Origin of the sequence: Citrobacter sp. W9, from assembly GCF_026719375.1 — a bacterium.
Lineage (GTDB): Bacteria > Pseudomonadota > Gammaproteobacteria > Enterobacterales > Enterobacteriaceae > Citrobacter > Citrobacter werkmanii.
This window is the reverse complement of the sequence record NZ_JAPPTE010000018.1, coordinates 86,802-105,213: the sequence shown is the minus strand read 5'-3', so window position 1 is coordinate 105,213 and position 18,412 is coordinate 86,802. Positions and strand designations below refer to the sequence as shown.

The following is an 18,412-nucleotide window of genomic DNA, read 5'->3' as shown; positions in this document are numbered from 1 at the left end:
ACCGGCACCGTGACGCTATAAATATTACTGTTCTTTTCCCGCTCCGGTTCATAGGTAGTGACACTGGAATCATCTTCGTAGTGTTTTTTAAAATCACCATCACGCCGGGTACGCTGGCATTTATGTGAACGGTAGGTTACGGAGAACCACGGTTTCTCAAGAAGGTCCGGCGTATCCATTGCTATGGTGACTTTTCTGACATCAGATGAAAAGAAACTGCCGTCACATCCGGACAGCAGTAGACAGAGTAGGGGAATAAACAAGAGTGTGTCATATCCCGTCTTTGTATAGCTGTGTTGATTTCTGATAAAAAACATATTTTGTTTCCATCATCCGGGGCTAGCCGGAATAGCTACATTATATATCCCGATGGCTCGATATAATTAATCAAGGATTATTAGTAATAATCGCCCCCGACCGAGCGTGGTGTCAGTCACCTGATTGTTGACGTTCATTACTTATTTTCTGAAGCCGGTCGAAACTGGGAGATGCGTTACCATATTCAACATAACCATCTGGATAAACCAACTTAACCTCTTGGTCATGCTTCAATGTAAAGGGTTCTATTAATATGACCATCCTATCAGGATGAATGACTGGTCTAAATAGAACGCGTTCAACATTATTATTGAATCGATAAGAATAAAAATAAACACGTCCTGTGAAAGATAAATCAATATAATTCCCAACCAGATGATTTTCTGTTTTAAAAGGATAAAAAACCTCATCAATAACCTGAGTCTTTCTGGGCTGGAATTCTGTTAGACCATTCGTTGCTCGCGGGTAATGCTCATCAAACACAAACGTGATTCTTTTAGAAATTGTTTTATCAATACCCTCAAGAATTTCGCTCCCCTTTTTATACTTTAGTTTAAATTCAACATTACTCAGTTTCCAGTCACAGTACCAGCCCTTTTCCACCGGCACCGTGACGCTATAAATATTACTGTTCTTTTCCCGCTCCGGTTCATAGGTAGTGACACTGGAATCATCTTCGTAGTGTTTTTTAAAATCACCATCACGCCGGGTACGCTGGCATTTATGTGAACGGTAGGTTACGGAGAACCACGGTTTCTCAAGAAGGTCCGGCGTATCCATTGCTATAGTGACCTTTCTGACATCAGATGAAAAGAAACTGCCGTCACATCCGGAAAGAACCAAGAATAGTAAAGGAGACAAGAGAAGCTTAGAGTTCTTCATCCTCATTAGCGAATGTTTTAAATCGCAATAGCGCATTTTTCCCGCCCTCCACAGATTCTGATATTAATAATGTGCCTGACATTTCTTCTTGCATTTTACTAAAAAGTAAATTCCTCTGTCTTTCATTCTCACAGACCGTTACCGGACCTTTGTAAGGTTCAATACGGTTAATAAACCTTTCTCTCTTTCTTTTTCTCTGCATTTCTCTGCCTGGATCGCATAATTCTAGCAACTGATTATTTAAGAATGGGATATATTTATCCCCCATCAGGTGATGCATCGGGTTAATAAATGAATCCTGGTCCGGGTTAGCGTTCGGAGGAAACAGCCTGGTGTATTGAGACTGGAGTTTCTCGGCCTGAGAATATGCTCCTGAGTCTAATGCCGGAACAAGATAGAACTTGCTGCTGTCATACAGTGCTTTAACATATTGTGTCTTTCTGTAGACCCCTCCATCGCTATCTAAAGTAGGCCCCATACAGGTATAGTGCTGTTCCGCTCTGAAGAAAACTACCACATTGCCATGATGTAAAAAACACTCGCTGTCAGCCACAACCTTTGAATAAGCCCACTGCGTTAATGACGCAATAAAGCCAAAAAAAGTACCAAAATAGTCATACAAATCGTTATCCAGCTTCGCTTCCGGCGGAACAAAGGTGACCATATCGGCGTCATTGACATGCCGGTAATGCACTATCTCCGCCATATTCTTTATGGCACTGACGGTAAACGTTCTGGGCATTCCATAGGTATAAAGGATTGGATTCCACGCTTTTAGCTCTGTGGCATAAATCAGAGATAGTGCACCACCTAAGCTGTGACCGCAGATATATAATGATTTGTAACTACCCCATTTATTCTTCAGGCTCAAAAGTAAATACTTAAACTCGTCATCAAAAACATATTTCGCAATACTGAACGCATCCCAAAAGCCTTTATGGACAAACCCCTCTGGCAGCAGTTGTTGAGGCACTTTGCTATCATCTATCCGGGTACTGGTCACTATGGGTCTGAACGTAAAATCACTTAACCAGTCCTGAAATTCCTGTGAACCACGCCAGCCCACGATCACATCATCATCACCATAGATATAAAATATTTGCGTATCGGCAAACTCCATACATTTATTATCTTCTGTAAAAAAAACCTCCCCCTCGCTCTGAGGGGTATCTTTTAGCAATTCTGCGGTATCGAGAAATACAGCACCTTTGTAACTCTTGCTAAAAGGTACATCAATAACGACGGGATAAAACAATTGACGACCATTTCCAAGATTAGGAATCGATGATAGATCCATGAAGCCATTAAAGAATTTGAAGAAATCTTCGCTATTTGAATAGGTCAAATTAGCCATCAATCCCTGATTATAAGCATTCACTATTGAATAATTTTTGGTATTATGCAGCAATAAGTTCCACGATCTAAACGGACAAATTTCCACTAATACTCTGGCATTAAAATGAAGTGCCGCAATTTTCAGCCCAGAAAACTCAGGGTCGGGAAAATGATATTCTGGATACTGAGCTAACTTATGTAACTCCTGGTATTGTCTTTCTTGCTCATCTTGATATTCATTTGAATCCCCCTCCTTTTCCCATACATATTTGTTATGTTGTTTATACTGTTCATCCCACCAGGGCATGGCGGGTGCTTTGTCGCAAAGATTACCGATAACAACGTGATAGATAATACATCCCGTCTCTTCATCAATTCCGAATCCATTCATTTTTCTAGTTTCGGAGCTCATTCTTTGTTCAGTGTTTAGCGGGCGCTGTTCCATTTCATCAGCCAATGGCTGGGCTTGAATCTTTAGGATCAGTGTGCAACGGGGAATTTCTTCAATACGAATAATACCATTCGCATCACTTACCCCATGATAAGAAGCTGGTTTTTCACCTCTATGCGTGGGATCGTTATCTGCCATATAAGGCATATTCGCTACGGGTTTTCTTTGTTCATCAATAAGCTGTATTTCGATCCAATTTTTCTTTTGTTCTGGCGCAGTTGCACTGCCAAACTCACCAGAATTTGAGGTTTTGGTTTCACTCACAGGGATTATTCCTTATCACTGGTTTTACTGTCCGGAAACTCAATTTTTACGGAGGAGGGTATTGCTGTGTATACTGGTATCGTCTGACCATTCTCATCTGATATCCCTTCATATACATCACCTTCAGCAGTCGTCATTCGATAACTAACATCAGGCATTATTTCTCCGGTCTTTTCACTAGTGATTGTGAAACCACCTTTATAACCTCGAGGCAGATCCTCTACTGGAGTATTCAAACTTGTAGCCCCTAATTTCTGCACATTCATTGACTTCAGCAGGATATTATTCGGACATCCCAGTTCGATATTCCCCTCTTTCAACCGGATATACGCCCCACCACAGCTCAGCAAAAGCTCCTCGCTCGCATTCACGGTGATTTTCCCCTCTGTGCTGCTTACCGTAATATCATTCTTCGCAGTCATGCCCATTTCATCGTCCTGGGCCTGAATATCCACTTTTCCCTTTGCCGCATACAGCTGCATCCCCTGTCCCTGCGCATACAGGCTTACCGTATCGCTCGCCGCCACCGTAAATGATCTGCCAGTACTAATATCCGTATTGTGCGCCGACATTATTCCCACGCTGTCCGTTCCCGAGGACACCCGTACGGCCTTCGCACTCATCATCCCTACACCCGCTGGCGCATGCAGAATAAGCCCCGGCTGAGCCAGTTCCTCCAGCGCATCATTGAGCGTCTGCTGGCTCGCTGTGTCTCCCGCCGTTGCCTTTGCCGTCTCCGCTGACCGCTGCAGACTCCTTGCCAGTGACAGCGCCTGCTCAAGCTGACGTATCACACATTCCATCTCCAGCATCCGGTCCACGGCTTCCGCCTGCATCTCTGCCGTTATCAGAACCCCTTTACCGCCGCGTACCGCCACCCAGTCGTCTGTGCGCAGCTCGGCCCCCTCTCCCCGCAGCGCACGCTGTGCATCCACGTTATGCCCCAGATTAAGCTGCGTCTTCCCGCCGTACTCGGTACTGAGCTTGACGTGCTCCTCACCCCGTTTGTCCTCCATGCGCAGCTTGTTGTTCGCGGGCGTGCGGATGACGTTGCGGGTATGATTTGCCTGTGTCACGTGGTCAGGATGCCGGGAGTCATGCAGCACATGGGCGATATAGGGCCGGTCCGGGTCACCTTCATGGAACGCCACCGCCACTTCTGTGCCCTGTATCAGCGGGAAGTGAATACCGTAGGTGTCGCCACCGTAGGGTTTGGCAAGGCGTACTGGCATACTTTCGTAGCCCTGCTGTTTCGCATCGCGGTCCGCATCAAACTTAACCCAATAAAGCCCGCTCTGATTTAAATGAGCATATTCATCATTCTTTTTCGGGCTTGAAACACGTGCCATTAGCGTGCCGCTAATCACTGGCCGCGGTTTGAGTGGAGGTCTCCAACAGCGCGTTTCACTGTAAATGGTCGCCATCAACACCACTTGTAGCGCTTCCTTTCGGCTTGCGCTGAATGAAACCGCCGTAACCAGCAAGCTGTTACGCACACTGGCAGGAAGCTTTGGGACAGGTGTCGATTCCGTAATATTCAGGACCTGAGCCGGGCGGAGGCTCACATCGGTTGATAATCCAGTGATTGTCGCTTGTGAGGAGAGATAACGTTCATGTTCCAGTCGCGCCCAATAATTCCCTGTCTCAGGCGCCGGCGAAACCTGATCACCCGTTTCAAGATGGCGTGGGCGATAGTGGTAAACATCCCCGTAAGTCACCCCGTCACCTTCACCGTAAGTCATATCGGCTTGTGCTGAAAATAATATTTTCTGAGCCTGGCGATGGTTATAATCCCCGGCTGTAACCGATGCCTGCACCGTAGACTCTTGGAACTGAATATCCCAGACTGAGTCGACTCCATTGTCATTCATTCCGGAGGGACTATTTAGCGGTAATGTTTTACCAAACTCCCATGCGCTTTGTTTGTCAGCAAAATAGATCACCTCTGTGCCAGCATCAGGCTGAAGCCGGAAGAAGAAGAATATTCCAACTTCAGAGAGCAGGCGTTCAATAAAAACCAGATCGCTCTCCTGATACTGATTAATTTGCTCTCTTTTGGGATATTCCATTACTAAATCAAAATTATATTCCCAGTCTTTTAAACCATGCTCCTGTAAAATTTGAGTAACCACTTCAGGAACTGACATATTAATAAAGAAACGGTGTGTGCGAAATTGGTTTTTCAGCAACGCGACAAAAGGTTCAATGATTATCTGATAGATAGCCTGGTCTTTTGAACCACTGACACGATGGAAAGATGTCACAATACCATGTACGATTTTGCGGGCAGTTAACTCACTTAACTCCCCCATTCCCATAGTCAATGTCGTTGATTTTCTGAGTATTGATTCGACCGCAATATCTTTATCCTGGCTGGAAAAATGTACTACGTATCGATACAGCGAACTCATTTCCTCTGTACCATTAAAGTTAATAACATCCAGTACAGACTTGCATGAAGGGATATACAATTGATAACGATTCAGCGTATTTTCAGATATAAATGACATCCCGCCGCCAAGTGATTCATCCATTCCCATATATTTAACCCCTGTAAATTTATAAAGAGCCACTTCCAGAACAAAAACTTACCCTCAACGCATTGTTTTTATTAAACTGACCAAATCTTTTTTCTTGTTAGTGACAATAGAAAAAGTAAATCGATGATTATCATTTGATATCCAAAGTTCTTCTCTTCCATTATCACTATAATCATAAAGATGAAAGCCAAGACCTGTTAGATAATCACGAATAATTCCCACATCACCACCGTGAAAAATAACAAGATTTGTTTCCCGTGTACTTCCATCAGGAGAAATATATTCAAAGCGATAATTATTTGATATCCTTGGAGCCTGCTTGATATCAACGTCAGTATAGAAATAGTAGTCAAAAAGATCGCTTTCCCGATATTCTAATTTATCTGGCCAGGGTATTAGCAGCGATGACAAGAAAATCAAAGCAATCGTCACCAGTATTATTTTATAGTAGCTCATTATCATTCACCTCGACAAAAATGAATAATAACCGCCATCCCCGGTGATAATTTCTACCCGACCAGAAGTGAAATCACTCCACGGTTGCACCCATGTCATAAATGAAGGCAGGCGCCCTTTATAAGGTTTATGGACAGCACAGTTATCCTGGGGGTCTGGAAACAGTAATGGTAAAAATCCTTTATTCTTATAATTGCCTATCGGCCCATAAAAATCCCATCTACTCAGTGCCCGCTCTTTACTGACTAAGCTCAGTCTTGACGGGTAGTCTGAGGGAAGGATTGCCCGGTAGAAGCCTAAAAGATCGGAGGTAAGATCCTCTCCGCTAAATCCACTGTCGGTATACCAACTAAAACACCAATTAGATTGCAAACGTTCAAACAAGCGCGCCGTCATCATCATCATGGCTAACGCAACGCTGTTTTTCTCACATGTAGATAAACCTTGTTTGATACGCCACTTAACAAACTTTCCTGTACCAAACTGGCGATGATATACAAACATCTTTTGGCTATAGGTGACGTCATAATAACCATCACGACTTGATTCACCTCGTTTTATATCTAACAGTAGGTTTTTAATATCACTTCCCTGTGCATGGCCTATATCTATCCATCCCAATATTTCGCTGTAAACAAGCCCTGTTTTACGATCCAAGGTCCACTCGGAAGGTTCAATAATATCGTCACGTTTACTCATCATTAAACTCCAGCATCATTCCCTCTTCATCATTCCAACTTAAAGTGAGTTGCTGAGGTTTTTGCTGCCGGGAAAGATACGTTAACAACTGCTGACTGAGCACAGGTAAGATTTGTTGATTCAGCAGACTATCAATATTCCTCGCTCCCGTATCCGGTAGCAGGCAAGCGGCGGTCAGGGCATCAAAAAGGTTCTCGGATATTATTGTGGTGATGCCGTAGTGACGCAGTAATCGCTGGCTAACCTGCTCCAGTTTCATCTGTACAATCGTACGTAACGCAGATTCACTGAGCGGATGGTAGATAATTGTCTGGAAGCGGGCCAGCAGCGCCGGCTGGAAATGATCGCGCAACAGTGGGCGCAGCAGTTCGTGCAACTCTGACTCTGTGGTTCCCGGTTGCTCTTCCAGCAGTTGCATCACTGTGTCGCCGCCAAGATTGGAAGTCATCAAAATAACGGTATTGCGAAAATCAATTTCACGACCTTCGCCGTCACGCATGAAACCACGGTCAAATACCTGGTAAAACAGGTTCATGACGTCGCGATGCGCTTTTTCTACTTCATCCAGTAGTACCACGCTATAGGGGCGTTTTCGCACCGCTTCGGTCAGGATCCCTCCCTGTCCATAACCCACGTATCCCGGAGGTGAGCCCTTTAGCTGGCTCACAGTATGCGGCTCCTGATACTCAGACAGATTAATCGTGATTAGCGATTTTTCACCGCCAAAGAGAATGTCAGCCAGGGCCAGCGCAGTCTCTGTTTTGCCGGTTCCGCTTGGCCCGGTAAGCAGAAACACGCCCTGTGGGCCATTTTCCGGTGTAAGCCCTGTTTTTGATGCCCGCAACCGCTGTGCGATTGTATTCAGCGCGTAATCCTGCCCGATAACGCGGTTTCCCATCTGGGTTTCAAGCGTCAACAAATCCGCCTGGGAATCCTTCATTAATGAAGACAAAGGTACACCGGTCCAGTCAGCTATCACCGTAGCAACGGTGCGCGCGTCTACATCCGGAAACAGTAACGGATGACCCTGCTGAAGCACACTAAGCTGCTGCTGTAATTCAACCGTTTCCGCCTGACGAGAAATATCACGGCGGGCGGCCAGCAGTTGCTCAGTGAGCGTTAATTCCTGGCCGTACTGGGTTTCGCGTTCATCCAGTTCGACAAGCAGACGATTTTCCCGCTGTTCAATACTGGCCAGCCTTTCACCATGCTGGCCATTTCCTACCGCGAGGTCTGCAAGCAATGCCTGCTTTTCAATTTCAAGCGCGGTGATCTCCGACTTCAAACGCGTCAGTGGTTCAGGAACGGTATCAAGGCTCATCCGCACTCTTGCACCTGCGGTATCCAGCAGATCGACGGCTTTGTCGGGTAATTGCCGCCCGGTAAGATAGCGGCGAGAGAGCGTAACGGCGGCTTTAACCGCTTCGTCGGTAATGTGAACGCCATGATGTTCTGCATAGCGTGATTTCAGACCACGCAGCATTAAACAGGCAGTGTCATCATCCGGCTCATCAACTTTAACCATCTGAAAACGCCGCTCCAGCGCAGCATCACGCTCAAAATACTGTTTATATTCGCTCCATGTGGTCGCCGCGATGGTTCGTAGTTCACCTCTGGCCAGAGCGGGTTTTAGCAGGTTGGCTGCGTCTGCGCCCCCCGCCTGATTACCAGCCCCGATGATGGTATGGGCTTCATCAATAAAGAGCAGAACAGGCGTTGGCGATTGCTGAACGGCATCAATGATATTTTTTAACCGCTGCTCAAACTCACCTTTCACTCCAGCACCGGCTTGTAACAGCCCAAGATCCAGCGTGCGTAGCGTTACTGATTTCAGGCTATCAGGCACATTACCTTCAGCAATACGCAGCGCCAGCCCCTCCACCAGAGCGGTCTTGCCGACGCCAGGTTCCCCGACCAGAATGGGATTATTTTTTCGCCGACGGGACAGCACATCCACCATTTGCCGGATTTCATTATCGCGACCAAATATCGGGTCGATATCGCCAGCACGCGCTTTCGCGGTCACGTCCAGCGTAAATTTCTCGAGCACGCCTTGTAATGCTGGCGACAACGTCGACTGAGCCAGGCCAGGACGCGCTTCGTCATCTGGGGAAACCTGCATCAGAGCGGCTTCTTGCTGCCTTTCCGGACGTTCATCCGACTGGACATTTAATAGCGGCAGAAGCCGTTCCAGTTGAATATGTCCGGCGCTCAAAAGAGGCCACAGGCCGTCACACTGCAATAGTGAAGGCTTTCCTACCAGTGCCATCAGCAGATGTGCGCCACGTATCTGCGAATTTTCATCCGTTGCGGCACACAGCCACGCTTGTTGCATTAAAGAAAGGAGCGCATCAGACAACTGCGGGCGACTTTTCACGGAACGAGGCTGAACATCCAGATGCGCCAGCAGTGACTGCCAGAGATTGTCGATATCCCATTCATAACGACGAGCAATGACCGTAATATCGCCCTCTCCCTGCTCCAGCAGCTTTAGTAACCAGTGTTCGGGCGTGATTTCTGCATGCGCGCGCGTCTGGCATAACGATGCCGCTGCTTCAAGCGCCTGAGCACAATAGGGGTTGAGACGTCGTAATAACACTGCTGACTGGTGTTCCATTTGCTTCCTGACTCCCTGTATTCAGGCACGCTACCGCCCGTGGCCGTAATCCAATGCCCATAAGGTAATAGTGATGTTGATACTCTCTGCTGAACCCCGCCCGGGACGCTCAGCAGAGGGCATAAAAAAACGGATGAGGAAATCCTCATCCGTTAGTGCATTACGCGGTAGTACGCTCGTTCCAGGCGTCAGAATGGATGATGTTGCCATCCTTATAGGTCCAGACGATCTTCTCGTAGCGCAGTTCAATCTGTTCCAGGTGGTTATGCTTCTCTTTAGCGGGATCTTTAATGTCGTACATCACCGGGTTTACTTTCACCACTTTCACGTTGTGCAGTGTGGTGTTGAAGTATTCCACTTCCTGACCCGCATCATTGATGCGATACCATTTGAACTCTGCCTGACGCAGGGTCTGACCGGTGGTTACAGCCTTGTACAGATACGGGCTGGAGGCATCGATTTCCTTAGTGAAAAGGAACGGGGTATGGATGCGCGTCCCGGTCAACTTACCGGTGTTGTTATCCGTAGGGATGTACAGATTATGTTCCTGGGCCACGACTTCGATACTGCCCACACGGTCTTTCACATCAACAGAGCCTTTAATATCCGCGCCGCCGTCGTCTTTCAGCCAAAGGTAGACTGGGATTGCCATAACTCTTTCTCCATTTTTTACTTCGCTAATGCGTCACCGCCTTGCGGTGACGGTTCCTTCATGCCCAGCACCTGACAGGCATCAGCCTGCGGTACCAGACTGATCTCTACACGGCGGTTAGCTGCCCGCCCCTCAGGCGTATCGTTGCTTTTGTAGGGACGTAATTCGCCATAGCCCTGAACGGCAAAACAGCTCTCCGCAACATCGCCGGTATCGCGCATCCAGTCGCGAACAGATTCCGCACGTTTGAGAGAAAGCTGCTGATTAGATTTATCGTCACCCACATCATCGGTATGTCCGGCGATGACGATCAGCCAACCGGGTTTAGCTTTGATATTGACCAAAGCCCTAATGAGTACTTTTGTTGAACCTGCTTTTAACGCCCATTTGCCCGTATCAAACAGCGACATACTGTCCAGACGTACGGTTTGCGGGGAGGTCACTTTCGGTTTTTCAGGTGGTAGCCAGTCGCTGATGGCGGCCAGCAAAGGCGGGATCAATCTCATCCCCTGATACAATCCCATTGAAAGAGAAAGGGGTTCACCTCGCTGATACCAGCGTTCCAGCCGCTGCGCATCCCGACGAAGTTGATCCTGAGCCTGAATCTTTGGCTCGACAGGATTACCGCTAAGATGGCGGTATACCGTCAAATGATCGTTGGTGATCCTGATGAGATGCTGGTTATTGATAAAGCTGCATGTCATTGCCAGCCCGACAAAAAGGCCGCACAGAAGACCACTTACGCCCACCGCTCGTTGAAAAGCAGTCAGCGCCCGGCGGTGGGATAAAAAAGGCAATGCTAAATCAGGAAAAGGCAACTGTACGGGCGCTGCTGACGCGGCTGGAGGAAGCGTTGTTTGAGCCGTGATATGCCGTTGCCACAGATTATTTTCGCAGACCGCCAATGAGGTGAAACACACTACCCGTAAAGCAGAGAAAAGAGGCGGAGCATGGCGCTCGGTGTCGCCTTGTACCTTCTGCAGCCATCCCAGTAAATTATCTAACCACACTGCATGTGTAAGATGAAAATGACGAGCCGGGCGCTCTTGCGAAGAGAAAGGCGCAAAGTCGTCTAATCCCGTAGCCGACTGCACTTCCGCATCCTGAGGCGTACGAATAAACCAACGTACACTCTCATTGCACTGAGGAGAATTCAGCCAACAGCACAGCCAAAACGGCGGTATACCTGATAACCAACGCCGGCTTTGGGCCACCACACGCCGCCAGCTGAGCAGCATGTGCTTAAGCGCGTCTTCATCATTATGCCGTTCTGGAGCCAAGGCCAGCATCACGGAAACGCGCATAAGAAGCCCCGGACGCTGCGTAGCTAACTGACGAACCAGAGCAATATAATGCTCCGGGGACTGGACAGATAAATACCAGCCCTGTGAACTCTCGCAAGAATCGCCGCGTCCGGCAAACAAGGGATCATTATCGCCACACACCAGCACAACAGGCCCACTGAAACTCTCCGGAGGGAGCGGAACTTCATGAGCAGAATGAGCAGACTTCAACCGACCATACTGACGCCAGGCATAAACCATCCCTGGAATGAAAAGCAGTAAAATAAAGACGGTAAGCCCACTCCTTACACCCGCACTTAACGGACTAAATCCCCAGACCAGCAACAAAGCCAGCACGGCCGCCAGCACAGAGTTAACGATCCCTCGCAACTGAGCCATGCCTTATCCCTGCCCAATAAGCTGAGCTACCTGCCCTTGTAAGACATGAGAAAATGTCAGCCACAGGGCACCCAACGCCAGCGCACCGACAATCCATGCCAACCACCAGCGGCGCTTACCGCCTGAGAATCCAGAGGCCAGCATGATAACTGGGGCATCGTGCTTTAACTTAAAAGGCATCGCCTGAGTCGCCAGCGCTTCAAGAACATCTTCACGACGCTCGTCACCTTGCTCACGATAGCGCCCAACAAAACCGAGCGTGATTGCACGATAAAAGCAGGTTAATACGGCAGTATCAGGAACGGACTCGCGCAGGACGGTACGGATGCGCTCCCAGAGCTCTTCTCCTGCATTGGTCGTGTTGAAATAGCGGGCCTGTAAAGGGGTCGCAAGCCAGGTGGTATAACCGCTATCCTGCCGATTGCGGTTCAACACGCTTTCATCCAGTAACGCACATTGCGTGTAGAGCATGTGCTCAACGCTGTGTTCGCTGTACCCCATCTCACGCAATGCCTCACGCGCAGAATCAACCCATTGACAGGCCTGGCGATAAAAAGCTGCCCCATCATCGACTTCCGCCCCGCCACGTAACTGGCTGACAGCAAGCCAGGTTGGCCAAAACACCTGATCAATATCCTTATTCATTTATTTCAATCCCTTAAGACTGCGAAAAGCTCAAGTTGAATCTCTCCCAGCGTTCCCGGCACATAGAAAGCGCAATTACCGGCATCCAGCATGGCCTGGGCTGCTGGATGATTAATCTCAAGAGCAAAGTATTGATTTTCCAGTCGTAACGGGATGGCTGCGGGTACATGCGTTATCGGTTTTAACGGAATACCGCTCAGTGCCACATTGACGACATCAGAGACATCTGCCCGGCTCCCTGCTTTACAGAGCTGTGGGAATTGCGTAAGGAGGACATGCGCAGGAAGATCCGAGCGAACGGAAAGGTAAAAATCAGCGCCTTCACGCAGTCGGGCATCCGACAAAGCGCCATACCAGAACTGTCGCTCTTGCGTCAGTTCAATAGCGACAACGCGAGATGGCAGGCTGGCTTCCAGCAGTTCCACCAAAAGTGCAAACAGCGGAGGGAATACCTGCTGCGGATTTGCGTGCTGGTATGGAGGTACAACGCTGACATCATGGTCTAATGAAAAAGTCAGCAGGCTGCCTGCTAACCGCGCCAGCTCACGCCACAAAAGTTCGGGGTGACGGCCTGGGTTTTGCAGCATTTCTTTCAGAACAGGCTCTGAGCTATTAAGCGCATTCAGCAGCCAAAACAACGAAACATCAGCTACCGCAAAATCCGCCATTCGTTCATTACTTTCTCGGCGCAAGGCCATCAGGCGGCGACAACGAGCCTGGATACGATGCACCAAATCACTAAGCGAATTGATTAATGAGGGGCTGGCTGAGAGTGAAAGCGCTGGGGGTAAAAAATCACGTCCCAGCTCCCATTGCCCCTGAGCATTACGAATAAGGCAAGCTACCGGACAAGTCAGGTAAGCGCTGTTATCGTCATGGCTATACCGGAGGGTGATAGCATGCCGCAGCACTGCCATATCAGTTCTTTCCTGACCTGAGAGATCCTGTACTGGCAGCCATTCCTGCTGCCAGCGACACGGACGGCTAACGCCGTTGCCTGATGAAAGATTGCCGCCATTAGCCGAAAGCAGCGGCAACGCCAGCACGATCTCAACACTGCTGTAACCAGTAAGATGCGATAAATCACACGCCGGAGGCAGGTTATCTGAAATACCTGTATCCACTAACGTGCCGTCAGGAAAGCGCACAACCAGATTAACGGGATTCAAACGGGAAACCGTTAGCGCACTTTCATCAAACTCCGCGCTGATGACACCCCACGGTGATGAAAGTGACATGTGAGCAACAACGTCAGCGACATAGGCATCCCAACGTGTCTGTTGCTGAAACTGCTGGGGAGCCAGAAAGGCCCCCTCGCTCCATAACGGACGATAGATCTTCATCGCACCTCCTGTGCGCTGCGTCGTTAAGATTTCGACTTAGGCATTTGTGAAACTAACGACAAGCTGACGTCCATACCTTCAACCTGGAAATGCGGAATGGCATACAGGCGTACACGGAAGAAACCGGGATTATCCTCAATATCCTCCACCACGACACGCCCATCACGCAGCGGGTGTGATGCCTGCAAATCATCGCCAGGATCGGTCATTTCGGTTACCAGACTGCGCAACCAATTATTAAGCTCAAGCTCAAGCAGGCGGCGATCTTTGGTCGTACCAATATTTTCTCGCTGCAGTATTTTCAGGTAATGTGCAATACGAGAAAGCAGGAAGATATACGGCAAACGAGAGTTAATCCGACTGTTAGCCGTCGCTTCCGGCGTATCATACTGCGCAGGTTTCTGAGCCGAGTTAGCGGAGAAGAAGCAGGCGTAATCACGATTCTTGTAATAAGAAAGCGGAATAAAACCAAGGTTGGCGAATTCAAACTCCCGGGTTTCCGGAATCATCACCTCAGATGGAATCTTCACCTGATTACCCGTACCCAGATCGTACAAATGGATAGGCAAGTCTTTAACTGCGCCGCCCGCCTGCGGCCCACGGATCTGGACGCACCAGCCATTCTTGATAAAACTTTTCACCATGTTCACAGCGAAAGAGAAAGATGCGCTGGTCCACAGATATTTTTCGTGATCCGGCCCCTTCACCTCTTCAACATAGTTAAAGCTACGTACCGGCACAGTATCAGGACCATACGGCAGACGACCCAATACACGCGGCATAGTCAGCCCGATGTAGCGTGAATCGTCGCTATCACGAAATGCTTTCCACTTGATGTATTCAGCACGTTCGAAATAATCATTGATGTCTTTTATGGCCGCGACTTCTTCCATATTTTCTTTCAGGAAAAATTTCGGCCCAACGGAACCGATAAACGGCATATGACAGGCTGCCGACACGCCAGAAATATTGCGCAGCAGTGCAATATCCTGCGGGCTGTTATCAAATTCGTACGCTGAAATCATTGCCGCAATGGGTTCGCCACCAGGCTGATCATATTCTTCAATATAAACATGGCGGTATAACCCGCTCTGGATAAGCTCCGGCGCATCGTCAAAATCATCACGTAACGCATCCTTGCTGATATCCATCATTTCTACCCGGACATTGCGACGAAAATCGATGCCGGTGATCATCGAATGTAAACCGCGCCAGAGCGATTCTTGCTTCTGAAACTCAGCATGATGCATAACTTCATTAACCTGATCGCTAATCTGCTTATCAAGACGAGCAATTTGTTCATCAAGCAGCGTTTTATCCAGGCGCTCTACTGGCTGTGCAGCGTCCGCCAGACATGAGACCAGAACCTGAATAGCGGCGGTCACGCGTTCAGCCGGAGCGGCATCAGAAAGCGCTTCATCGCTCTGCCACGCATCTACATTTTTTAATGCCGAAACCGGGGAAAGATTAATTTTGTCAAAGAGGGATTGATAAACGCTGCGTTCACTGGTCGTAGTGGCCGCGACTGAAGAGGTATGTTCCTGAACAGACATCAACATATTCCTTTTATGGTCCTTTACTATTCCTGCCAATTAAGCGGAGGAAACCCTGTATAGCGTTAAATCTCTTCTGGCATCATGGTTGCCAGTTCATTACGCAGTTCCTGACTCAGGGCTGGATCCTTTAGGATGGTTTCCAGCTCGCGGCGAAAAGCAGCGTTATCGAGTAAGTTAGATTTCAGGTCACGAAGTAAGTTACGCATAGCCAACAGAACGCGTAATTGTGGGATATTTCTGGCTACCTGCTCAGGCTCAAAATCGCGGATGTTTTTAAAGGTAAGATTAATATCGTCATTTCTATCATCGCCAGCTAACGTATTTTTAACACTCAGATTAACTACTGGTGAGAACTTAGCTAACACATCATTGAAATTATTTTTATTAATATCAACCTTTTCGCGTTCCGATAGTGGTCGTTGTTCTCTACCATTACTGAAATCACCCACGGTTAAAAGTTTTAACGGCAATTCAACTTTTTTCTGAACGCCTCCGGTATGTAAATCTAACTTGATATTAACGCGTGCCGTTGGCACTTCATTCTGAAAACTGTCACCCATACGTCCCTCTCAGACCGGCGATTCCTGCCGATGTTTTGCGTTTCCTAACAGAGCATTTTCCAATCGCTCAACGAGTCTCATACAACGTCATTTTTGTGGGCAGCCAACAACGACTGTTAATGACAATTAATGATTATAATTAGTATAGCGACGTAATCCGATATATTATCCAAGTGAAAACATGATCAATATCACCAATCAACCAAATAACACATTATAATTATTTATTTAAAAAAGAGATCAAGAAGCTCTTTATCTAATACAAGTCACAGGAATTAATTAATGTTAAATGCATTCACTGAATAAATGTATTCTTATTAAGAAACATTACCAAAATAAATAATTATCATTATAAATATATGCCACGGTGTTTATTAAAATATAATCAGAATCAATTTAACTATAAATAAAAAAAGCCGAAGATATACTCCGGCTTTTCGCACCTCATTTCTGGACATGAAGAAAGATTACGCTTCCTTCACCACAATCAGCGGCTCTATATCGCTCTCTTTTTTAATTACCAGCGACTCGTCGCCGCGCAGACAGGTTCCGCCGTAGTTACCGCCTACGGTGAAGGTACAAACCTGAATATATTTATCGGCAACCTTCGGCAGACACCAAAGCTGCTGATAAATGTTCTTCTGTTCAGCAAACTTACCGCTGGTTTTATCCAGGAGCTCTTCCTGGTGGCTCACCAGATCGATGTTGCTGCCACAACGTCCTGCAATAGGTTTCACTGCATAACCGGTTCGCGCCAGCTCTTCATTAACAGTGAAATCAGTATCAAGCAGATAGCGATGGTGCGGGAACAATTGCCACAGGATCGGCAGAATCGCTTTGTTGCCAGGGATCACCGTCCACAGAGGCTCGAAGACCAGCACTTCCGGGCGTAGTAGCACGTCTATCAAACGCACTTCCTGATTGGTATGCCCGGTACGGATGGGCACTGCGGCATACTCCGTTTCGCTGACCTCTCGCACCTGCTCTATCGCGGTTTCCCACGCCCAGGTTTTCCAGACGCAGTTCACCAGGCGACCATCACCGTCAATCAACTGACCGGCGTCATCCCAACGTAGCTCATCGAGGCCACGCAGAATTTTGCTGTCAAACCCGGCCTGACGCAGCGCCTGCTGCATAAACTGCGCGTGATAGTTTTCCTCAATATCCTTATCCTGCATGATGTGGACAAAAGGACGCGCGCGGCTGTGTTTCCAGGCGCCAGCCAGTTCGTTGATCAATCCTTCAGCCGGATTATGTCCCTGTCCTGTGTAGCCCCGCTCGGCCCATCTTTCGAGGATCAAACCGGCTTCGGTATGACAGGATGCGGAATCGGCGTTGTACTCATATACCTTCAGTCCGCGTTCATCCATACAGAAATCCATACGCCCCGTGATCATATGATGCCGACGACGCTGCCAGGAAAGACGCAGACGCGGCCAGAGGATTTTCGGGATGTCGAAAAGCGCGAGCAGGTTGTCGTCTTTTAGCACTTTGTCGGTCGCGTGTAGATACATCAGGTGCAGTTCGTTGGTGGCTTTAATCAGCTCCTGCTCCGCGCTCTCGGTAATGGTGAAGTACTGATGCGGATCCTGATTAATGACGTGACCGTTCGCCAGCACGTAGGCTTTTTGCAGCGGATCCTGCTCATCCAGCCATTTACCGTCGAACTGGCCACTATTTTCCAGTCGCGCGCCGCTAATTTTCAGTGAGTCATTGGCGATCTCCGGCTGCGGCAGGCTGTCACGGGTATCATCGGTCTGGATCATCCAACCAAGGATGGTGGTGTCGTCAAAGGTATCACGCAGGGTATAACAACCGTTTTCAACCACCATTTCCAGTTCGCGGGTCCACTGCTGTCCGGGAGGCAGCGGCGTGTGGATCACGTTCTGTTCGGCAATGCGGATTTTGTTTTCCAGCAATTGGGTGACTACCGCCACATGGCCGGTGTCTTTAAATTCGCCGCCTTTCTGCCAGATAAGCAGAGCACCTGCAACTGGCGCACGGGGTGAACCATTCGGAAATGCCTGTAACGGCAGGATATTGTCATTCACCACTTCACGCAGGAAGCGTAAGGAGAAGATCTCCCATGCCATGCCCACATCGGTGAAAACCATGCCATAGTTCAGGAAGAGAAAACGGCGGGCAAACTCTACGCACTGCCATTTGTGGCCCATATATTCGTCGTCGATATAGCTGCGAAATGCCGCGTCATCGTCGTAGTCCCGTGGGTCGAGGGAGCTGTAATCTGAAGAGTAGATTGCTACGCCGCCTGGGGCGTAGCCCAATAATGTCCCGAATGGGGCATCCTGACTGGTCGTTCCTTTGCTCATGCACCTTACCTCAAAACAATACAGCCTGAGCAGGTTGGCGTGAATTTATCGCTCTGATTGCCTGCTCTGCGACACTAACCGG

The 18,412-nt window shown here is 48.3% G+C and carries 14 protein-coding genes; all 14 read right to left on the bottom strand.

Annotated elements, in window-relative coordinates; all coding sequences use genetic code 11:
• A partial coding sequence (locus tag OOJ59_RS21610) for a hypothetical protein (protein ID WP_226809234.1) occupies positions 1–317 on the bottom strand: 317 nt, incomplete at its 3' end.
• Positions 318–429: 112 nt separating this feature from the next.
• A complete protein-coding gene (locus OOJ59_RS21605) occupies positions 430–1,098 on the bottom strand; it encodes a hypothetical protein (protein WP_121529536.1) in 669 nt (222 codons plus the stop codon).
• A gap of 88 nt (positions 1,099–1,186) precedes the next feature.
• Positions 1,187–3,250 (bottom strand): lipase family protein, encoded by a 2,064-nt coding sequence (locus tag OOJ59_RS21600; protein WP_121529537.1) that lies wholly within the window; start codon positions 3,248–3,250, stop codon positions 1,187–1,189.
• A 5-nt stretch (positions 3,251–3,255) separates the two neighbouring features.
• Complete coding sequence (locus OOJ59_RS21595) at positions 3,256–5,790, bottom strand: type VI secretion system Vgr family protein (protein WP_121529538.1); 2,535 nt, start codon at positions 5,788–5,790, stop codon at positions 3,256–3,258.
• 54 nt (positions 5,791–5,844) lie between these two features.
• Positions 5,845–6,246 carry a hypothetical protein gene (locus tag OOJ59_RS21590; RefSeq protein WP_150345424.1) on the bottom strand — a complete coding sequence of 134 codons (402 nt, stop codon included), beginning with the start codon at positions 6,244–6,246 and terminating at the stop codon, positions 5,845–5,847.
• Positions 6,247–6,252: 6 nt separating this feature from the next.
• Entirely contained in the window at positions 6,253–6,945 is a 693-nt protein-coding gene (locus tag OOJ59_RS21585) for a hypothetical protein (protein ID WP_121529540.1), read from the bottom strand.
• On the bottom strand, positions 6,938–9,562 hold the full coding sequence (tssH, locus tag OOJ59_RS21580) for a type VI secretion system ATPase TssH (RefSeq protein WP_121529541.1): 2,625 nt from the start codon (positions 9,560–9,562) through the stop codon (positions 6,938–6,940). Before tssH ends, OOJ59_RS21585 begins: the two co-directional genes overlap by 8 nt.
• Before the next feature lie 160 nt (positions 9,563–9,722).
• Positions 9,723–10,214: a type VI secretion system tube protein TssD gene (gene tssD / locus OOJ59_RS21575; protein ID WP_003024437.1), complete on the bottom strand. Its 492-nt coding sequence runs from the start codon at positions 10,212–10,214 to the stop codon at positions 9,723–9,725.
• A 17-nt stretch (positions 10,215–10,231) separates the two neighbouring features.
• The gene (locus OOJ59_RS21570; protein WP_121529542.1) at positions 10,232–11,896 is read right to left on the bottom strand and encodes an OmpA family protein; all 1,665 of its coding nucleotides are present in this window, start codon (positions 11,894–11,896) and stop codon (positions 10,232–10,234) included.
• A 3-nt stretch (positions 11,897–11,899) separates the two neighbouring features.
• Complete coding sequence (gene tssL / locus OOJ59_RS21565; protein ID WP_087856812.1) at positions 11,900–12,541, bottom strand: type VI secretion system protein TssL, short form; 642 nt, start codon at positions 12,539–12,541, stop codon at positions 11,900–11,902.
• Between the two features lie 5 nt (positions 12,542–12,546).
• Entirely contained in the window at positions 12,547–13,884 is a 1,338-nt protein-coding gene (gene tssK, locus OOJ59_RS21560; protein WP_160956350.1) for a type VI secretion system baseplate subunit TssK, read from the bottom strand.
• Positions 13,885–13,907: 23 nt separating this feature from the next.
• Positions 13,908–15,437 (bottom strand): type VI secretion system contractile sheath large subunit, encoded by a 1,530-nt coding sequence (gene tssC, locus OOJ59_RS21555; protein ID WP_069324335.1) that lies wholly within the window; start codon positions 15,435–15,437, stop codon positions 13,908–13,910.
• Between the two features lie 65 nt (positions 15,438–15,502).
• Positions 15,503–16,000: a type VI secretion system contractile sheath small subunit gene (tssB, locus tag OOJ59_RS21550; protein WP_085048740.1), complete on the bottom strand. Its 498-nt coding sequence runs from the start codon at positions 15,998–16,000 to the stop codon at positions 15,503–15,505.
• 467 nt (positions 16,001–16,467) lie between these two features.
• Entirely contained in the window at positions 16,468–18,330 is a 1,863-nt protein-coding gene (gene gss / locus OOJ59_RS21545) for a bifunctional glutathionylspermidine amidase/synthase (RefSeq protein ID WP_085048739.1), read from the bottom strand.
• Positions 18,331–18,412 lie beyond the last annotated feature (82 nt).

Coding starts and splice junctions, on each gene's coding strand:
- OOJ59_RS21590 (WP_150345424.1), bottom strand. CDS start 6,246: ATGAGCTACTATAAAATAATACTGGTGACGATTGCTTTGATTTTCTTG.
- OOJ59_RS21570 (WP_121529542.1), bottom strand. CDS start 11,896: ATGGCTCAGTTGCGAGGGATCGTTAACTCTGTGCTGGCGGCCGTGCTG.
- tssK (WP_160956350.1), bottom strand. CDS start 13,884: ATGAAGATCTATCGTCCGTTATGGAGCGAGGGGGCCTTTCTGGCTCCC.
- tssL (WP_087856812.1), bottom strand. CDS start 12,541: ATGAATAAGGATATTGATCAGGTGTTTTGGCCAACCTGGCTTGCTGTC.
- tssD (WP_003024437.1), bottom strand. CDS start 10,214: ATGGCAATCCCAGTCTACCTTTGGCTGAAAGACGACGGCGGCGCGGAT.
- OOJ59_RS21585 (WP_121529540.1), bottom strand. CDS start 6,945: ATGAGTAAACGTGACGATATTATTGAACCTTCCGAGTGGACCTTGGAT.
- gss (WP_085048739.1), bottom strand. CDS start 18,330: ATGAGCAAAGGAACGACCAGTCAGGATGCCCCATTCGGGACATTATTG.
- OOJ59_RS21595 (WP_121529538.1), bottom strand. CDS start 5,790: ATGGGAATGGATGAATCACTTGGCGGCGGGATGTCATTTATATCTGAA.
- tssC (WP_069324335.1), bottom strand. CDS start 15,437: ATGTCTGTTCAGGAACATACCTCTTCAGTCGCGGCCACTACGACCAGT.
- OOJ59_RS21605 (WP_121529536.1), bottom strand. CDS start 1,098: ATGGATACGCCGGACCTTCTTGAGAAACCGTGGTTCTCCGTAACCTAC.
- tssB (WP_085048740.1), bottom strand. CDS start 16,000: ATGGGTGACAGTTTTCAGAATGAAGTGCCAACGGCACGCGTTAATATC.
- tssH (WP_121529541.1), bottom strand. CDS start 9,562: ATGGAACACCAGTCAGCAGTGTTATTACGACGTCTCAACCCCTATTGT.